Here is a 19,017-nt window from a genome sequence, read left to right as displayed (position 1 = left end):
GTTTTAACAATGTTTAGTGTGCATTTTAATGGAAGTAAGGCTTTGCTTTTGCTTTTTAAACAAGAAATTTCACCTCAAATCAATGCTTATGTTTTAAGCACGGAACAAAGGATACAAAAAGCCCTAAAAGAAGGTGAAATTTATAATATTGATGAGTTGATAAGTGCTTATGCAAGCTTGCTTATATATTTTAATCCTTGCGTGCTTTCTTTAAATTCGATGAAGAATTTGGGCTGGATTTAGAATTTCAATCAAATTTAAAAAGAAGAACTTATATCTCTTCACACTAAGCCTTATTATCTTGTTTTTATGCTAGGTTTTATGGCAGGTTTTCCTTATCTTGGAGGTTTAGATGAAAGACTTTCTTTTTTAAAAGCGGGTATGTTTTTAAAATTTAAAGCCATTTCAAAAGATGAATTTTTTGAGATCCAAGAGCAAGTTGCTAAAAAAGTCTATCAAAAGGAAATTTATGAGTATAAAAATCATTGAAGCCTTTATAAATTCAAGTTTGCAAGACTTTGGTAGAAAAAAATTTGCTAAATTTGGCATAGCAAGAAGTGGGGCTATGGATGAAGATGCTTTAAGAATGGCAAATATCTTGCTTGGAAACAAACAAGATGAAGCAGGAATTGAGCTTTGTTTAAAGGGTGGAAAATATAAATTTTTAGATGAGAATTATTTTGTTTTAAGTGGAGCTGAATTTGAGGCAAAGCTTAATAATCAAAAAATAAAAACTTGCAAGGTGTATAAAGCAAACAAAGGCGATATTTTAGAACTTGGTTTAGTAAAAATAGGTTTTCGTGGGTATTTATGCGTAGCAGGTGGTTTTGAAGTAAAAAGTTTTTTAAACTCTAAATCCAGTGATGCTAAAATGGGAATTGGAATTTTTAAAGGAAGAGCTTTGCAAAAAGATGATATTTTAAATACTCATGATACTTTTACACCTTTTAATTTAGAAGCTAGAGAATGTGAAAATCCTATTTTAAAAGCTCATAAGATCCTATTATATGCGTTATTTTAGGAACAAATGAAGATGCTTTTACTCAAAAAGGCATAGATACTTTTTTAAATACTACTTATAAAGTGGGTTTAAAAAGCGATAGAATAGCAATTTATGCAGAATCTAGCAAAAGTATAGAGCATAAAAACTCAGCAGATATCATCTCAGATCCTGCGGTTTTTGGAAGCATACAAGTGCCAAAAAGTGGTATTCCTATCGTTTTAATGGCAGCAAGACAAAGCACAGGAGGCTATACAAAAATAGCCACGGTTATAGAAAATGATCTAAGCTTTTTTGCCATAAATATTGATAAAATATATAGCACCTATAGCCAAGGCACAACCTAACAAGGTAAGTGCATTTGGCACCTCATCTAGTATAAAATAACTGCAAATTAAAGCACTAGCAGGGGTAATTAAAATAAAAGAATTTGCCTTAACGCTTCCTAAAATGTGAATCCCATAATAATAAATACTAGTACCTATAATAGTTGATAAAAAAGCAACGACAAACATACTGATCCAAAATTTAAATTCAAAATGAAAAATTTCATAACTTTTTGCACCAAACAATACCCAAGAAAACATTAAAACAGAAATGAGATTAATATAAAAGTTAATCGTCAAAGGGTGAGCTCCTTTGGCTTTATGATTAAACACTGCTATCAAAGCCCAAATAAAAGAACAAGTTAAAAATAAAATATTAAATTTACCAAATAAATCTTCTAAACTCCCTAAATTTAGCAAACAAAATCCAGATAATAAACCTAAAAATAATCCTAAAATTTCACTCTTTGTGATCTTGTGAGTTGATTTTTTATCTTTTTGAAATAATATCGCTGTCATAAATATAAAATAAGAAAAAATAGGAATCATAGTTGTAACCAAAACACCGCCTTTTCCAGCTAAACCATGCTTAATGGCAATAAAAAATACAAAAGTATAAAACCCATTTAAAATTCCTGCTATCAGCACCCATTTTAAAATAGATTTTTCAAGCCTTAAAGGAATTCTTAAAAAGCCTAATACCATCAAAGAGCCTAGCAAAACAAAGAAAAAACGCCAAAAAGTAATCACAGAAGTATCAGCATAAGCTGATAAAATCTTAGAAGTAGGCCAAGATGAGCCCCATAAAAACATAGCTAAAACAAGCAAGATATACAAATACTTTGTTCGAGTCAATATTACACCTTGAAATTTTTAAGTCAATTTTTTTTAAAATTTTTTTTCAAGTGTAGTTCATACTCGTTTAGATATTTTTCCACTTGAGGATTTTTTACCACATCATTACACATAAAAGTTGGTAAAGCTTTCATACCTATAAATTCATGAGCCTTATGCAAATGCCAATACACCATATCTACACCCTTTCCTTCAAAAAATTCATTTTTATCATTAAAGGCTTCAAGAGGTGCATTCCAAGTGAGAGAAAACATGTATTTTTTACCATGATCTAAACCACCTTTTCCGTAGTTTTTACTAGGATTTTCATGAGTTCTTCCATCATTTTTAAAAAGTATTCCAGCACTCAAACCAAACACTTCATCGATATATTTTTTAACTATCCAAGGCTCGCCCATCCACCAAGCTGGCATTTGATAGATCACAACATCAGCTTTTATAAATTTTTGTATCTCTTCTTTAGGATCATATCCTTGATCTATGTGAGTTTGATCTACTTCGTATCCTAATGTTTTTAAAATTTCTAAAGCATGATTATGCAATGTCAAATTAAGCTGTCCTTTTGAACTTCCAAATTCTTTAGCACCATTAAGCAAGAGTATATTTTTCATTTTTATCCTTTTTTAAATTTATGATACAATTATAACTTAACATGATGTCATTTTCAATACAAGAAATAAAGTAAGATACTATACTAAAGGAATGTTAAATGACTAAAGAGAATTCTCAGTGCAATTTCGAAGAATGTGGATTTAACTATACTCTAGCATTAATTAATGGAAAATATAAAATGAGTATTTTATACTGCTTATTTCGCTATGAAATCGTGCGTTATAATGAACTCAAACGCTTTTTAAGCTCCATATCTTTTAAAACTTTAACCAATACCTTAAGAGAACTAGAAAACGATGGTTTAATTATCAGAAAAGAATACGCTCAAATTCCACCCAAGGTAGAATATAGCTTATCCAAACGCGGACAAAGTTTAATTCCTATCTTACAAGCAATGTGCGATTGGGAAGAAGAAAATAAAAAATTACAAGGAAAATAAATGATAAAAACTATAAAAATTTTAGCATTTTTAGCCATTTTTGCATTTGCTTTAAGTATTGCTTTATGCTTTTATTTATTTTTTGATTATTTTATAGAAGAAAGAAATATTATTATTTTGACATTGATTTTTATAAGTATGATTTGTGGAATTTTACTCTATTTTTTAAGTATTATTTTGCTTTCTTTCAAGCTTAAAAGCATAAGCTTTGCTTTAATTTTTTTAGGATTTTTATTTTGTGTTTTAGCAAGTTTTGGTTTTTATCAATGTTATATAGAATATAATAATTTTTTATTTTCACAAACAAAAGGAAAATTAGCATTTTATTTTTGTGCATTTTTTACCACTCTTGCTTTTATTTTAGGCTATTTTCATTTTAAAACAATGGCTAAAATTAGTTCTTGGAACGAGTTTTTATTTGTATATAAATTTTTTATTGTGGCTTTAATTGTAAGTTATTTTAACGCCTTTTTTGGCTTTTTTATGTTGGGCGCTAGTGCGATTTTGCTTTTCATTTCTTGGCACAAATTTAAGGCTCTTAAAGAGCCTTAAATTTACTCATCTCTCATATCAATGACATAGCGAAATTTAGCCTTTCCTGAGGTTAGATTTTCATATGCTTTATCGATTTCTTGTGGGGTAATAAGCTCGGTTTCTGGATAAATTCCATGTTTTAAAGAAAAATCAAGCATTTCTTGAGTTTCAGCAATACCGCCAATTAACGAACCATAAACCTTCTTACCTGCCTTATGCACAAGCTCGTTTATGCCTATATTTACCTTATCTTCCACAGGAGGTAAGCCAACTATAGCCATTTCGCCACCAAATTTAAGCAAATCTAAATAAATTGCAGGATTATAAGGCGTTGGAATGGTTGAGATGATTAAATCAAAGCGTTCTTTTACGGCGTTTTTATCAGTGCTTATGTAAAATGAGCTTACACCCATAGCCAAAGCATCGGCTTTTTTGTTTTCATTTCTAGCAAAAACGCTAACCTTTGCACCCATTTTAACAGCGTATTTTACAGCCATCATACCAAGTCCGCCAAATCCTGCTATAGCAACGCTTGAACCTTCTTTTATCTTAGAAAATCTTAAAGGCGAGTAAGTGGTAATGCCCGCACAAAGCAAAGGTGCAACCTTATCCATCGGTGCATTTTTTGGCACACAAATGGCAAATTTTTCACTTACAACTATGTTGTTTGAGTAGCCCCCATAAGTGTTTTCATTGCCGTGAAATACATCACAACTATTGTAAGTAAAGATGGTTTTGCCATTTTCGCAAAACTGCTCTTGTGAGCGTTTGCAAGCATCGCATTCACCGCATGAATTTACCATGCAACCAACCCCTGCGTAATCTCCTACTTTAAATTTACTCACATTTTTACCCACAGCGATAACTTCTCCTGCTATCTCATGCCCAGGCACGCAAGGATAAGTAGCTTCCCCCCACTCGCTTCTTGCGGTGTGAATATCGCTATGACAAATGCCTGCATATAGGATTTTAATCAAAATATCATTATCGCCAATAGCGTGGCGGCTAAATTCAAAGGGTGTAAATTTCGCATCTTTACTAAGCATTGCATAGCCTTTACTTGCGATGCGATTGTTTTCTAAAATTTTGTATTGCATTTTTGCTCCTTTTTTGATTTTTTATAATTATAAAACATTAGAGTAGCTATAAGTCAAGAGAGAAAATAATTTTTTAAAAATTAGAAAAATACTTGATGTGTTAAAATTTTTTGATTTTTTAACGTATTTTTTTATAATGTTAAAAATCTTTAGAAATTTTAAAATATTAAAAATTTATAAAAATTTAATATTTTTAAAATATATCAAAATGGATAAAAATCATTATTATATAAATATAAAACTTTTAAGATTTTTTAAAAAGGAATTTTTAGATGCAAAGCGAAAAAAGAATTTTAGAAAAAATTAAAAATATTGCTTTTATTTATAAGCAAATTCGTCTTATAACACTTGAAGGTTCAAGAGTAAATAAGAAAGCTAAAAAGGATAAATATCAAGATTATGATATTTCATTTTTTCTAAAATCTAAAAATTTGAGAAAATTATTAAACCTAAACAAAAGCAAAGATATCAAAAAAGCAAAATTACCTAAATTTATTAAAAAATTTGGAAAAATTTTATTTTATCAAGCGCCTGAAAGCTTTGAATTCTATAAAGCTGATTTGCCTAAAAATTGGGTGAGTTTTTTGGTAATTTTTAAAAATGGAGTGAGAATAGACTTTAAATTTATCCCCTTAAAATCATTGAAACATTATTATAAATTTGAACCTTTAAGCAAAACGCTTATAGATAAAGATCAAAGATTTAAGAAAACTCAAAATAAGAATGTTTTTTGCATTAAGAAACCAACAGAAAAAGATTTTGATGAAATATACAATGAGTTTTATTTTACTTTTACAAAATTAGAAAAAGCTCTTTTAAGAAAACAATTTATAATGTCAAATTATTTGTTAAATTCTATGCGTGAAACACTTTTTGATATGCTTAGTTTTAAAGTGGGGCTTAAATTTGGTTTTGAAATTTGGCTAGGTAAACAAAATACTGATATTCTAAACTTTTTAAAGCAAAAAGAAATAAAAATTATCTTAAATTCTTTTAATACTACTTCACTTGAACAAATTGAAAAAACAAGAAAAAAGCTTGAAAATTTATTTCACAAAAACACCAAATTTGTAGCAAAAAAGAATGACTTTAAGCTTTTTTCTTATCGAAAAAATGTAAAAAAATATTGCAAAATTTTAAGAAAATTGTAAAGTAACCGTTATTCAAATTAAAATATGTTATTATTGTTTTAAAATTAATTTAGGGTTAAAAATGAATTTTTCAGAGCAGGATACAAGGGTTAAAATTATAGATGAGAAATTAAAATTAGCTTTATGGAATGAAGAAAACATAAAAAGAAATTATTATTTTACAGATGGTAGGAAACTTTTAGGTGGTAAAAGAGCACAAAGAAAATTTGCAGATTATTTGCTTAGATATGAAGGAAACAACCTTACTATAATAGAAGCTAAAAAATTTAGCAAAGATCCTTTAGATGGTTTATCTCAAGGCATAGAATATGCAAAAATTTTAAATGTGCCTTTTGTATATAGTAGCAATGGAGAAAAAATTTATGAATACGATATAAGAAGTCATAGTGGTAAATATATAGATAAATTCCCAAGTCCTAAAGAACTTTTTGATAGGATTTATGGCAATGTCAAAGAATGGCAATACAGGCTTTTAACTCAAAATGTTATGTATATTCCGCAAAAAGAATTAAGGTATTATCAAAAAATAGCCATAGACAAAGTCATAGAAGCTATTATAAATAACAAAAATAGAATTTTACTCACTCTTGCTACAGGCACAGGAAAAACAACCATAGCTTTTAATTTGTGCTATCGTTTGTTAGAGGCAAGATGGAATAAAGAAAACAAAGATCAAAAGCCTAAAATACTATTTTTATGTGATAGAGTGAGCTTAAGAGATCAAGCCTTAGGAGAATTTAATCCTATAGAAAGTGATTGTAAGGCAATTAGTGCCGAAGAAATAAAGAAAAATGATGGAAAAATCATAACAAATGCAAATGTTTTCTTTGGAATTTATCAAAGCTTAGCCGCAAATTCAAAAGAACAAGAAAACACCCAAGAAGAACAAGAGAGCAAATTTTATCTTCAATACCCAAAAGATTTTTTTGATCTTATCATCATAGATGAGTGCCACAGAGGTGGAGCAAACGAAGAAGGAAGCTGGAGAGCTGTACTTGAGTATTTTTCCTATGCAACTCAGCTTGGTTTAACCGCTACTCCAAAAAAAGAAGAAAATATAGACACTTATGAGTATTTTGGTGAGAGTGTTTATGATTATAGTCTTAAAAGTGGTATTGAAGATGGATTTTTAACCCCTTATAAAGTCAAACTCATAAAAACATTTGAGTGATGGTTATACTTACAATCCTGATGATTTGATACAAGGTGAGCTTGAAAAAGGCTTTTATAAACAAAGTGAATTTGAAAGAAATATTTTTTTACCAAACTATAATGACTTTATCGCTAAGAAAATTTTAGAGCTTATAAATCCTATGGATAAAACCATAATTTTTTGTGCAAATCAAGCTCATGCAAATGAAGTAAAAAGAGCTATAGATAAATATAAAAGTGTTAAAAGAGATGATTATTGTGTAAGAGTTACGAGTGATGAAGGTAAAATAGGACTTGATTATCTAAAATTGTTTCAAGATAATGATAAAAGCTATCCTGTCATACTTACTAGCTCTAAAATGCTTACAACTGGAGTTGATGCAAAAAATGTGCGAAATATAGTATTGCTAGCAAATATAGGTTCTATGGTGGAATTTAAGCAAATCATCGGGCGTGGCACTAGGGTTTATGAAGGCAAAGACTTTTTTACCATACTTGATTTTGTCGGTGCGACTAAGCTTTTTTATGATCCAAAATGGGATGGTGAAAAAATAGAAGAATTAAAAGAGCAAGATGAAAAAGAAAAAATCACTAAAGAGCATATAAAACAAACAAAAGAAGAAAGCAAAGAAAAAAAGAGCGTAACCATACACTTAAAAGGCACAAAACTTAAGGTTTTAGATATCACAACTACTTATGTAGGAGCACAAGGTAAGCCACTTAGCACTAAGGAGTTTTTGGAATTTTTGATAGGAAAGCTTGGTGAGTATTATGATGATGAAGCAAAATTGCGTGAAATTTGGAGTGATCAAAAAAATAGAGAAAGATTTTTAAAAGCCCTTGCAAATGATGGAGTAGATGAAAATGCTTTAAAAGATCTAAGAGAAATTTTTCAAAAAGATTGTGATATATACGATGTTTTAGCGCATTTAAGCTTTAATGCCGAGATAAAAACAAGGCAAGAGCGTGTTTTACAAGTAGAAAATGGTGAGTTTTTAAAACGCTTTCAAAAAGAAAAGGCTATAAAATTTATAGAATTTTTACTAAATAGATATCAAGAATACGGCATAAAAGATTTTGATGATGGCTTAAAACCACTTATAGAACTTAGTTCTTTGGGTAATGTAAGAGAATTGGCCGATGAATTTGGTGGCTTAGAAATTCTAAAACAAAGTTTTGATGATTTACAAAGGGAGATTTATTTAAATTAACTATAATTAAATATTTTTAAAAACAAAGGAGATTTTATGGCAAAAAATGTAGTTGAATTGCATAATAAACAACTTGAGAAATATTCTGATTCATTAAATGAATTTGTTCAAAAATTAGGTATACCAATAGATGTATTTCAAAATTGTGATGATAGAATAGCAGTTATAAGTAATCTCGAAAGTATTGTATATAAAATTGAAAAGCATAAGTTGCAACATGCAAATTATATTTCTAAATTTATAGCATCTATTTCTGTTGGTTTATTTGATTCTGCATTAAATTATTTATGGAATGAAACTATATTAAATATTAGAAATAAAATAATACAGTATGATATTAATTATTTTTTGGAACAATCTTCTTTGAGTGAAAATAGTAAGTTGCAAATTAAATCAGATGAAGATTTAAGCAAATTAAATGATTATGAATTACTAAAAGGCGCTAGAGATATTGATTTATTAAGTGAAGTTGGTTATAAACAATTAGAGCACATTAGATATATGCGTAATGAAATGAGTGCTGCACATCCAAATAATAATGGTTTAAAGCCATTTCAGATGTTATCATTTTTAGAAACTTGTATATCAGAGGTAATTTGTTCACAAGAAAGTGAAATTGCTTTAAAAGTAAAAAAGCTTCTTGGAAATATTAAAAAACAGGCTATGTCCAAATCAGAAATTGAAAATATTAGTGCTTTTATACAAGCACAACCTAGTAGAAAAGTTATCTCATTAGCTTTAGGTTTGTTTGGTATTTATACTGATAAAAATACTCCTAAATTTGTTGTTGATAATATAAATATATTATATCCTTATGTGTGGAACAATTTAAAGGATAGCGCAAAATATAAAATAGGTATTAAAATCGGAGAATATACAGCACATGCAGATAGTTATAGAAGTTCAAAAGGAAAGGAGTTGTTAGAGCATGTTAATAATGGAATGTCTTATTTATGTGAAGAAAACAAGATAGTTGAATTTAAGAGAGGACTTGAAGAGCTTATTGTAACTCATAATTCTTTTAATAATTTCTATACAGAACCAACATATGTTAATAAAATAAAACAATTAGTTGGTGATAAATTTTTTATTCCAAAAGATATAGAAACTGAATATGTTTTTACAATTATTAATGTATTTTTAGGTAATGGATGTGGAATTTCATGGGAGGCTAATGAAATTTATTTGTTTCTTATAGAAAATTTTACAGAAAATCAAATTAAATTAGCTATACAGTCAATTTTAGAAGATGAGATAAATAGAAAGTTAGAATTTAGTCAAATAGCAAGAGAACAATTTTTAAAAATGATTGGAATATTTAAGAAAAAATTAAAAAATTCTAATTTGATTAAAATATGTGAAGATATGGAAAAAAGTCAAAATTTATATGCTTTTTTCGGAAAAGATATTGATGAAGAGTCAAAAAAGAATATTTTAAATACTCGCTTTAGTTAATGATGAATTATTGGGAAGTTAAAAAGCTTGGTGATATTGCTGAAATTTCAAGTGGTGAAACACCATCAAGAAATAAAAAAGAATATTGGGAAAATGGAATTATACCTTGGGTAAAAATAAAAGACATTAAGGAAAATTTTATTTCTACCACTAAAGAATTTATTACAGAGAATGGCTTAAAAAATTCTTTAGCAAAATTATTTAAAAAAGGAACTTTGTTTTATTCTATTTTAGCTATTTGTGTTCTTATTATATTTGTTACTTTCATAATGAGTAAGTATTATTCACAACAAGCTATAGAAAGTTATAAAGAAATTATGATGGAAAATGATATATGTCAAAATTTGCAAAAGTAAAATTAAAAAATTGTGCAACTTTTATAAATGGTATGGCTTTTAAGCCTATTGATTGGGATGTAAAAGGCTTACCTATTGTTAGAATTCAAAATCTTACAGGAACAAATAAAAATTTTAACTATTATTCTAAAGAATACAATCCTAAATTTGAAATTAATAATGGAGATTTGCTTATTTCTTGATCTGCAAGTTTGGGTATATTTATATGGAATAATGATAAAGCTATTTTAAATCAACATATCTCTAAAGTTGTATTTTACAAAATAGAAATTAATAAAAAATATTTTTATTTTTGCATCTTAGATGTTTTAGAAGAGATGAGTGAAAAAACCCATGGTTCTGTTATGAGACATATAACTAAAGGTGATTTTGATAATATTGAAATCCCATTACCATCACTTAAAAAGCAAGAAAGGATAGTGGGAATTTTAGATGAGTTAATACAAAGTGCTTTACAAAAAGCTTTTAATCCTTTAAAAGATAATACTAAGAAAAATTATCAACTCCCGCAGGGTTAGGAATGGAAAAGTCTGGGTGATATAGGGGAAATAATTACAGGAACAACGCCTAACAAAAATAATCCGAATTTTTATAGAAATGTATCCATTGTTTAAACCTAGTGATTTAAATGGAGATATGATAATAAAATATGCTAGCGATAATTTATCAAAATTGGGTTTTAACAATGCAAGAAATATACCAAAAGATACGATTTTAGTGGTTTGTATAGGCACTTATAGGGAAAGTAGGATTAAGTGGAGTTAATGGAAGTTGTAATCAACAAATTAATGCTATTATCCAAATTCTAAATTTCTACCAAAATTTTTATTTTTTTTATACTTGAGTAATTATTTTCAAGAGATTCTTAAAAATAACACATCTCAGGCAACTTTACCTATTATAAATAAAACAGAATTTTCTAAATTACAAATCCCCCTGCCTCCATTGAAAGAACAAAAGCAAATTGTTTCACATTTAGATGAGCTTTCTTTAAATATAAAAGATTTAAAGCAAAATTATCAAGCACAGATAAAAAATTTACAAGAGCTTAAAAAATCATTGCTAGATAGAGCTTTTAAAGGAAGATTATAAATGTTAAAAAATTTGCCAAATTTTAACACATTGGCTTGATATGTTAAAAATTTTTGATTTTTTTAACATATTTTTTTATAATGTTAAAATTTTTAGAAATTTTAACATATGGAAAAATCATGAAAGAATTCATACCATCAAAACTACCCTTAAATATAGAATTAAATGCAAATATTTATAGTCTTATCATTAAAGCTTCTAGAAAATTAGCAGAGTTAAATGGACTTAGTAAAAGCATACCGAATCCAAGTATTTTAATCAATGCTTTGATTTTACAAGAAGCAAAAGATTCGAGTGAGATAGAAAATATCATCACAACACATGATGAACTTTTTTTATCACGAGTTGATGAAAACAAACTCACAAGAGCAGCAAAAGAAGTGAAAGATTATGAAAGTGCTTTGAAAAAAGGATATGAGTTATTAAAAAAAGAACAGTTATTAAGAAATGCACATATTTTAGAAATTCAAAAAAGATTAGAAAGAAATAATGCAGGTTTTAGAAAACAAAGTGGAACTATGCTTAAAAATCCTATTACAGGAGAAATAAAACACATACCACCCCAAAATCCTAATGATATACAAGAACTTATGGGAAATTTAGAACTATACATTAACGATGATAGTTTAGATGAATTTGATTTTTTGGTAAAGATGGCAATTATACATTATCAATTTGAAAGCATTCATCCTTTTTATGATGGCAATGGCAGAACGGGTAGGATTATAAATATACTTTATTTAGTATATAAAGGACTTTTGGATTTTCCTATTTTATATCTTAGTGCTTATATAGTAAAAAATAAAGATGAGTATTATAAGCTTTTGCAAAAAGTGCGTGATGAAGGGGATATTGTAAAGTGGATAGAATACATACTTAAAGGCATAGAGCAAACCGCTGCAAAAACTATTGAAACTATCATTAAGATAGAAAAAATGATGTCTAATGTAGGTGAAATTTTACAAAATAAAACGAATTTTTATAGTAAAGATTTTGTGGAGCTTTTGTTTTCTCATCCTTATACAAAGATAGATTTTTTAATAAAAAAATTAGACATTTCAAGACAAAGTGCTTCAAAATATCTTAAAATTTGTGAAAATTTAGGAATATTAGAGTGTATTAAAATGGGTAGAAGTAATTATTATATAAATATAGAACTTTTAAGACTTTTTAGAAAAGGAATTTTTTAAATGCAAAATAAAATCGATAAAATCACAGATATTCTAAGAAGAGATGATGGCATAAGTGGTGCTATGCATTATACAGAGCAGATTGGCTGGATACTTTTTTTAAAATTTTTAGATGATTATGAGACAAATTTAAAAGATTTAGCGTTTTTAGATGGCAAAGATTATAAAAGCATTTTGCAAGAAAAATTTAGCTGGAGTGTTTGGGCAGCACCTAAAAAAGATGGCAAACTTGATGTAAAAAATGCTTTAAGTGGATCGGATTTGCTTGAATTTGTAAATAAAGAGCTTTTTCCTTATCTTAAAAATTTTAAAAATAATGATGATTTTAAAAGTATAGAGTATAAAATCGGTGGAATTTTTGAATTTATAGACAATCGCATAGCAAATGGACATACTTTAAGAGAAGTGATAAATATCATTGATGAGATTAGTTTTAATAAAGAAGATGAAGTATTTGCCTTAGGTGAAGTTTATGAAAAACTTTTAAAAGATATGGGTAGCGATGGTGGAAATAGTGGAGAATTTTATACTCCGCGTCCTTTGATAAAGGCTATGGTGGAAGTAATAAATCCTAAACCAAAAGAAAGAATTTATGATCCTTCTTGTGGTAGTTGTGGATTTTTAGTTGAGAGTTTTTTGCATATTTTATATAAAGACAGAACCAAAGGCAAAAAAGCAAATTTAAGCGTAGAAGAGCTTGAATTTTTAAAAAATGATGCTCTTTTTGGTAAAGAAAAAACTCCGCTTAGCTATGCAATGGGCGTTATGAATATGATATTACATGAAATTTCAAGTCCAAATATCATAAAAACAAATACTTTAAGTAAAAAAATAACAGATATAACAGAAAAAGATAAATACGAAGTAATACTTGCAAATCCACCTTTTGGTGGCAAAGAAAAAGAACAAATTCAAGAAAATTTTCCTATAAAATCAAATGCTACTGAACTTTTATTTTTACAGCACATTTTAAAATCTTTAAAAAACAACGGAAGATGTGCGATCATCGTGCTTGAAGGTGTGCTTTTTCAAAATTCAAATGCCTTTGTGAGTGTAAAAAAAGATCTACTAGATGATTTTAATTTAGAATGCGTTTTGAGTTTGCCAAGTGGGGTATTTTTGCCTTATAGTGCTGTTAAGACTAATGTGCTTTTTTTCTCTAAAGGTAAAAAATGTATTTGTGAAGGCGATGGAGTTTATTACTACGAGCTTATACCACCTTACAAACTTACTAAAAATAAGCCTTTAGAATACGCACATTTTAAAGAATTTCTAAAGTGCTACAAAGAAAGAAAAATCACTGCTAATTCTTGGCTTGTTAGCAAAAAAGAGCTTGAAGAAAGAAATTATGATTTAAGTGCTAAAAATCCAAATGTAAAAGAAGAAAAAATCCTAAGAACTAGTGAAGAGATTTTAAATTCTTTAGAAGAAAATCTAAAAATACAACAAGAATATCTAAATGAGCTTAAAAGCATACTAAAATGATTGCAAGTTTTTTGATAAAAACTAATTTACAAATAACTTCTAAGCTCAATTTACAATAAATATTTATTGCTTGCATTCTACTTTTTAATATCATCAAGCAAATTTAGGACATTTAAAGCCTTTGGATAACCGATATATGGAATAAGAGCTGCAATGATATTTAGCAAATCTTTTCTACTTTGCCCCATGTTAAGATTGCCTTGTATGTGAGCTTTTACTTGATTGTCTAGCCCACCAAGTGAGATAAGATATACAAGGGTTAAAAGCTCCCTAGTTTTTAGATCAAGTCCTGTGCGTGTATAGTAGTCTCCAAAACAATTCGCACTCAAAAAATCATTTATAAAAACTTTATCTTCTGGGGTAGATTCTATCATTTTAGTGATATTGGCTTCACCAAAAATAGCATTTTGTATTTCCCTGCCTTTTATTTTGCGATTTTCTTGCGTAGTAGTGCCTTGTGGAGTTAAAACTAAGGCGATATTTAGTTTTTTAAATACTTTATTACAAAGACTTAAAAAATCACATACCCTAGCAAAACCCGCATAAGGCGTAGCTTGATAAATCACTTCTTTGATGGCAATAGGACTTATATCGTTCTTGATTGCACCTTGAAGTAAAGCTTTAAATTCCATTTTTCCACCCACTGCTAAAGTAGAAGCAAGGGTGATTAAAAAATATTTTTGTGTATCCAAATTTGCTTTTACAAAACTCTCTCCAAAAGTAAAATTTATGTGATTGATAAAATACTCTTTATCACTTGCAAAAAGTTGATCCTTTTTTACTCCTAAGAGTTTTTCAAAAATTTCTCTTGCTTTTTGTCTTAATTGCATGGTTTTATCCTTTGTAGTTTTTAAAGTTTATAAAAAAAGAGCATTTAAAATACTCCAAAAACATAAAAGTTTTTGTTTTATTTACAAATTTCTTTTACTCTCTTGCTTCTTTTAAGGCATTTTCATATTCTTCATCGCTTACAAGCTCAAGCCATTCTACATTTTTACCCTCTTTTTCGCCTGTAAGTGCTATGTGTGCTCCACTACTTGTATTAGTTGCACCATGAAAATGCTTTACTCCTATAGGACAGCTTATCACATCGCCTTTTTTAGCTATAAAGGCTTTTTGGCCTGGAACTTTTGTGATGATTTCACCCTCTGTTACGATTAAGGTTTGTCCTTGAGGATGAGTATGCCACGCACTTCTAGCACTGGCTTCAAATTCAACCAAAGCCCCACTAAAATTTCTCCACTCATTTGATTTAAACATCATAGAAACTTTTACATTTTTGCTAAAAAATTTACTATCGCCTTTAAAACTTCCATGAATTCCTTTACTTTCAAGTTCTTGCATTTACACTCCTTTAACAAAACTACATAAAACCATTACAATAAGAAATAAACCAAACTTTTTATTTCCCAACTCTAAGAGCTGCTTCACCGGCATACCGATCCCCTTTGATTATTATTTTTTCTAAAATACTCTTTAAATGATTTAATTCTTCTTGAGTAAAATCAATATTAACAGCATTAATATTTTCTTCTAACCTTCGTAAATTTGTTGTTCCAAAAATAGGCACAATAAATGTTTTTTGCACCAAAACCCAAGCAAGAGCAATTTGTGCTAAAGTAGCATTTTTAGCTTTTGCTATATCTTCTAATGCATAAACTAAATCCAAATTAGCTTTTAAATTCTCGCTTTTAAAACGTGGAACTTGTGATCTAAAGTCATTATTTTCAAAAGTAGAATTTGCATCAAATTTACCTGCTAAAAATCCTTTTCCTAAAGGAGAAAAAGGAACAAAACCTATATTTAATTCTTCCAAAACTTTTAAAAGTTCTTTTTCTGGTTCTCTCCACCATAAAGAATACTCACTTTGAACCACACTAAGCGGAAATACTGCATGAGCTTTTTTAATGCTTTGCACTCCTGCTTCACTCATACCCCAAGCTTTAATTTTTCCTTCCTTATAAAACTCGCTCATTAAGTTAGCAACTTCTTCAACTGGAACATTTGTATCGACTCTATGTTGATAATAAAGATCTATACAATCTGTTTGCAAACGCTTCAAACTACCTTCTAGACTTTGTCTGATTTTACTAAGTGTACTATCGACAATTTGCTTAGCACCCTCAATCCTGACACCAAATTTTGTTGCTAATACCACTTCATTTCTAAAAGGTTTTATTGCTTTACCTACTAATTCTTCATTAATAAAAGGACCATAAACTTCGGCTGTATCAAAAAAATCAATACCAAGATCCTTTGCCCTATGAATGAGTGTTATCATCTCTTTTTCATCTTTAGCTTCTCCATAACTAAAGCTCATTCCCATACAACCAAGTCCTAAGACACTTACTTCCAAATTTCTTAATTTTCTTTTTTGCATTTTTATCCTTTTTTATTTTTTATTAAAAACTGATAGTTCTTAATTATTAAAAACATTTTTCTATCATGTTAATTAAAAGTATAAAACCTAACATCTAGTGTAAGTCAAGAATAAAATTAAATATTTTTAAATTTTTACTCGTTTTTTCCGTTTAATATAATCTTTACTTAAAGGATTTAGCTCATCTTTATTTTCCATAACCATGTTTTCATAATAATCTATTTTAAAATCAAGTTTTTTTATAATACTCTCCAATTTTTTCATATCTTTTAGTGTTTTTTCTTTTAATTTTAAAATAATCTCTAATCTCTCTTTTGCAGTACTCTTTCCTTTAGCACATAAAAAAATATATCTTTTAAGATCCTCGATACTCATGCCAATTTGTCTATAACAATCCACCCAAATCACCCATTCTAAATCTTTTTCACTAAAATAACGCACTCCATTTTTATCTTTTTCCACAAAGGGAAATAAACCTTTATCTAGCCAAAACCTAAGTGTTCTACTAGAAACTCCTGTTTTTCTTTCTACCTCTATGATCGTATAAGCCATTCTAATCCTTTATAAATATAAATTTCATACAATTCAATTTTTAACTAAATATTTTATTATTTTATATTAATGCTACTTTTTAGAAAAATACATATAATTTTCAATTAATATAATTAAATTTTTAAATTTTCAAGATAAAAGTCAAAAAATATTTTATATTTTTTGATAAAATAATACTAGATTTAATTTTAAATTTAAAAATAAATACAAAAAAAGGAAAAAAATGAATAGTATAAAAATTAAACTTTCTCTCATTGCAAATTTAATTGCAATTTTTGCCTTAATTGTTCTAGGTATTGTAAGTTTTTATTTCACAAAAACCTCATTACATGAAACCACTCTTAAAAATCAAATGGACTTGCTTCAAGCCACGCAATCTGTAGTTGAAAATTTCCGTTCTACAAACCAATTTTTTACTAAAAACTTAGAAAAAGATATCACAAGTTTACCTTATCAATCTTTAAATACTGAAGAAAATATTATTAACAATGTCGGTCCTATATTAAAACACTATCGTCATAGCATAAACGCATTAAATATTTATTTAGGTTTAACAAATGGAAAAGTTCTACTCAGTCAAAGATCCAATGACATAAAAATGCCTGAGTTGCGTGATGATTTAGATATAAAGACAAAAGATTGGTATAAAGAAGCTTTAAAAACAAATGATATTTTTGTTACGCCAGCATATTTAGATACAAATTTAAAACAATATGTAATAACATATTCTAAAGCTATTTATAAAGATGGTAAAATCATAGGAGTGCTAGGTGTTGATATACCATCAGAGAATTTACAAAATTTAGTTGCAAAAACTCCTGGAAATACTTTTTTATTTGATCAAAAAAATAAAATATTTGCTGCAACCAATAAAGAATTATTAAATCCATCTATTGATCATTCTCCTGTTTTAAATGCATATAAGGCTAATGGAGATAATAATTTTTTTACTTATAAACTTGATGGAAAAGAAAGACTTGGAACTTGTACTAAAGTTCTTGCTTATACAGCTTGTATTACTGAAAGTGCTGATATTATAAACGGACCTATTCATAAAGCTGCATTTATTCAAGCTATTGTTGTCATTATTGTAGTAGTATTTAGCGTCATCCTCCTTTATTTCATCATATCAAAATACCTCTCCCCACTTGCAGCTATCCAAACAGGTTTAACTTCATTCTTTGACTTCATCAATCATAAAACAAAAAATGTTTCTATTATAGAAATAAAAAGCAATGATGAATTTGGACAAATCTCAAGTGCTATCAACGAAAACATCCTTGCTACTAAAAAAGGTTTAGAACAAGACAATCAAGCTGTTAAAGAATCAGTTCAAACCGTATCAGTTGTAGAAGGTGGTAATTTAACAGCAAGAATTACTGCTAATCCAAGAAACCCACAACTTATTGAACTTAAAAATGTTCTAAATAAACTTCTTGATGTTTTACAAGCTAGAGTAGGTTCTGATATGAATGTTATTCATAAAATATTTGAAGAATACAAAAGCTTAGATTTTAGAAATAAAATCTCTAATGCTTCAGGAAGTGTTGAATTAACTACTAATGCTTTAGGCGATGAAATAGTTAAAATGCTAAAACAAAGTTCAGACTTTGCTAATGCTTTAGCTAATGAAAGTGGAAAATTACAAACTGCTGTTCAAAGCTTAACCACTTCTTCAAATTCTCAAGCTCAATCTTTAGAAGAAACTGCAGCAGCTTTAGAAGAGATCACTTCTTCTATGCAAAATGTTTCAGTTAAAACTAGTGATGTTATCACTCAATCTGAAGAGATTAAAAATGTTACAGGTATTATAGGAGATATCGCAGATCAAATCAATCTTCTAGCTTTAAATGCAGCTATTGAAGCAGCTCGTGCTGGAGAACATGGTAGAGGCTTTGCTGTTGTGGCTGATGAAGTTAGAAAACTAGCTGAGAGAACTCAAAAGTCTTTATCTGAAATAGAAGCTAATACTAACTTACTTGTTCAATCTATCAATGATATGGCAGAAAGTATTAAAGAACAAACTGCAGGTATTACTCAAATCAATGATAGCGTAGCACAAATTGATCAAACTACTAAAGATAATGTTGAAATTGCTAATGAATCAGCTATTATTTCTAGTACAGTAAG

At 28.3% G+C, this 19,017-nt stretch carries 19 protein-coding genes and 3 pseudogenes; 15 read left to right on the top strand and 7 right to left on the bottom strand.

Annotated elements, in window-relative coordinates:
• The first annotated feature begins 9 nt into the window (after window positions 1–9).
• Window positions 10–489: pseudogene (locus AJ888_RS03345) on the top strand (carboxyltransferase domain-containing protein).
• Window positions 470–1,299 (top strand): annotated as a pseudogene (locus AJ888_RS03340) (biotin-dependent carboxyltransferase family protein); the annotation flags it as partial. The pseudogenes AJ888_RS03345 and AJ888_RS03340, both read left to right, overlap by 20 nt.
• Here the strand turns inward: AJ888_RS03340 and AJ888_RS03335 are convergent.
• Window positions 1,285–2,181, bottom strand: a complete 897-nt coding sequence (locus tag AJ888_RS03335) for a DMT family transporter (protein ID WP_002862187.1) — start codon at window positions 2,179–2,181, stop codon at window positions 1,285–1,287. The pseudogene AJ888_RS03340 and the gene AJ888_RS03335 sit on opposite strands and share 15 nt — an antisense overlap.
• Before the next feature lie 23 nt (window positions 2,182–2,204).
• Window positions 2,205–2,792, bottom strand: coding sequence for an NAD(P)H-dependent oxidoreductase (locus AJ888_RS03330; protein WP_002862188.1), 588 nt, complete (start codon window positions 2,790–2,792; stop codon window positions 2,205–2,207).
• Between the two features lie 98 nt (window positions 2,793–2,890).
• Here AJ888_RS03330 and rrpA point away from each other — a divergent pair, with 98 nt between their 5' ends.
• A complete protein-coding gene (rrpA, locus tag AJ888_RS03325) occupies window positions 2,891–3,232 on the top strand; it encodes a MarR family transcription factor RrpA (protein ID WP_002862189.1) in 342 nt (113 codons plus the stop codon).
• Complete coding sequence (locus AJ888_RS03320) at window positions 3,233–3,784, top strand: hypothetical protein (RefSeq protein ID WP_002862190.1); 552 nt, start codon at window positions 3,233–3,235, stop codon at window positions 3,782–3,784. It begins immediately after the preceding gene.
• 2 nt (window positions 3,785–3,786) lie between these two features.
• Here the strand turns inward: AJ888_RS03320 and AJ888_RS03315 are convergent, their stop codons facing one another.
• Window positions 3,787–4,863, bottom strand: a complete 1,077-nt coding sequence (locus tag AJ888_RS03315; protein ID WP_002862191.1) for an NAD(P)-dependent alcohol dehydrogenase — start codon at window positions 4,861–4,863, stop codon at window positions 3,787–3,789.
• 272 nt (window positions 4,864–5,135) lie between these two features.
• Here AJ888_RS03315 and AJ888_RS03305 point away from each other — a divergent pair, with 272 nt between their 5' ends.
• The 10 genes and pseudogenes from AJ888_RS03305 to AJ888_RS03275 all read left to right on the top strand — a co-directional run bounded on the left by AJ888_RS03305 (window position 5,136) and on the right by AJ888_RS03275 (window position 13,955).
• Entirely contained in the window at window positions 5,136–6,014 is an 879-nt protein-coding gene (locus AJ888_RS03305; RefSeq protein WP_002862193.1) for an aminoglycoside 6-adenylyltransferase, read from the top strand.
• Window positions 6,015–6,075: 61 nt separating this feature from the next.
• Window positions 6,076–8,377, top strand: a pseudogene (gene hsdR / locus AJ888_RS03300) (EcoAI/FtnUII family type I restriction enzme subunit R).
• A 36-nt stretch (window positions 8,378–8,413) separates the two neighbouring features.
• Entirely contained in the window at window positions 8,414–9,832 is a 1,419-nt protein-coding gene (locus tag AJ888_RS03295; RefSeq protein ID WP_002784162.1) for a hypothetical protein, read from the top strand.
• Window positions 9,832–10,188: a restriction endonuclease subunit S gene (locus AJ888_RS03290; RefSeq protein WP_032603380.1), complete on the top strand. Its 357-nt coding sequence runs from the start codon at window positions 9,832–9,834 to the stop codon at window positions 10,186–10,188. The genes AJ888_RS03295 and AJ888_RS03290 overlap by 1 nt, the downstream gene beginning before the upstream one ends.
• Window positions 10,167–10,370, top strand: a complete 204-nt coding sequence (locus tag AJ888_RS09160) for a hypothetical protein (RefSeq protein WP_002862197.1) — start codon at window positions 10,167–10,169, stop codon at window positions 10,368–10,370. The genes AJ888_RS03290 and AJ888_RS09160 overlap by 22 nt, the downstream gene beginning before the upstream one ends.
• A gap of 9 nt (window positions 10,371–10,379) precedes the next feature.
• A complete protein-coding gene (locus AJ888_RS09155) occupies window positions 10,380–10,706 on the top strand; it encodes a restriction endonuclease subunit S (protein ID WP_002862198.1) in 327 nt (108 codons plus the stop codon).
• Window positions 10,707–10,785: 79 nt separating this feature from the next.
• A complete protein-coding gene (locus AJ888_RS09420) occupies window positions 10,786–10,953 on the top strand; it encodes a hypothetical protein (protein WP_161969438.1) in 168 nt (55 codons plus the stop codon).
• 75 nt (window positions 10,954–11,028) lie between these two features.
• Window positions 11,029–11,280 carry a restriction endonuclease subunit S gene (locus AJ888_RS09415; RefSeq protein ID WP_161969439.1) on the top strand — a complete coding sequence of 84 codons (252 nt, stop codon included), beginning with the start codon at window positions 11,029–11,031 and terminating at the stop codon, window positions 11,278–11,280.
• A gap of 119 nt (window positions 11,281–11,399) precedes the next feature.
• Complete coding sequence (locus tag AJ888_RS03280) at window positions 11,400–12,470, top strand: Fic family protein (RefSeq protein ID WP_032603381.1); 1,071 nt, start codon at window positions 11,400–11,402, stop codon at window positions 12,468–12,470.
• Window positions 12,471–13,955, top strand: coding sequence for a class I SAM-dependent DNA methyltransferase (locus AJ888_RS03275; RefSeq protein WP_070296129.1), 1,485 nt, complete (start codon window positions 12,471–12,473; stop codon window positions 13,953–13,955). It abuts the gene before it with no gap.
• A gap of 77 nt (window positions 13,956–14,032) precedes the next feature.
• Here AJ888_RS03275 and AJ888_RS03270 read toward each other — a convergent pair whose 3' ends face one another.
• From AJ888_RS03270 to AJ888_RS03255, 4 genes are all read right to left on the bottom strand, one after another.
• Complete coding sequence (locus tag AJ888_RS03270) at window positions 14,033–14,785, bottom strand: carboxymuconolactone decarboxylase family protein (protein ID WP_070296128.1); 753 nt, start codon at window positions 14,783–14,785, stop codon at window positions 14,033–14,035.
• Between the two features lie 94 nt (window positions 14,786–14,879).
• Window positions 14,880–15,299 carry a cupin domain-containing protein gene (locus tag AJ888_RS03265; RefSeq protein WP_070247970.1) on the bottom strand — a complete coding sequence of 140 codons (420 nt, stop codon included), beginning with the start codon at window positions 15,297–15,299 and terminating at the stop codon, window positions 14,880–14,882.
• 58 nt (window positions 15,300–15,357) lie between these two features.
• Window positions 15,358–16,335: an aldo/keto reductase gene (locus tag AJ888_RS03260; protein ID WP_070296127.1), complete on the bottom strand. Its 978-nt coding sequence runs from the start codon at window positions 16,333–16,335 to the stop codon at window positions 15,358–15,360.
• Between the two features lie 126 nt (window positions 16,336–16,461).
• On the bottom strand, window positions 16,462–16,887 hold the full coding sequence (locus tag AJ888_RS03255; protein ID WP_002862207.1) for a MerR family transcriptional regulator: 426 nt from the start codon (window positions 16,885–16,887) through the stop codon (window positions 16,462–16,464).
• 223 nt (window positions 16,888–17,110) lie between these two features.
• Here AJ888_RS03255 and AJ888_RS03250 point away from each other — a divergent pair.
• On the top strand, window positions 17,111–19,017 hold a 1,907-nt coding region (locus AJ888_RS03250), incomplete at its 3' end, for a methyl-accepting chemotaxis protein (RefSeq protein WP_070296126.1).

Origin of the sequence: Campylobacter sp. BCW_6467 (assembly GCF_001762855.1) — a bacterium.
Taxonomy (GTDB): Bacteria; Campylobacterota; Campylobacteria; order Campylobacterales; family Campylobacteraceae; genus Campylobacter_D; species Campylobacter_D jejuni.
Note: the sequence above shows the minus strand (reverse complement) of the source record. Positions and strands in the feature narration are given on the sequence as shown.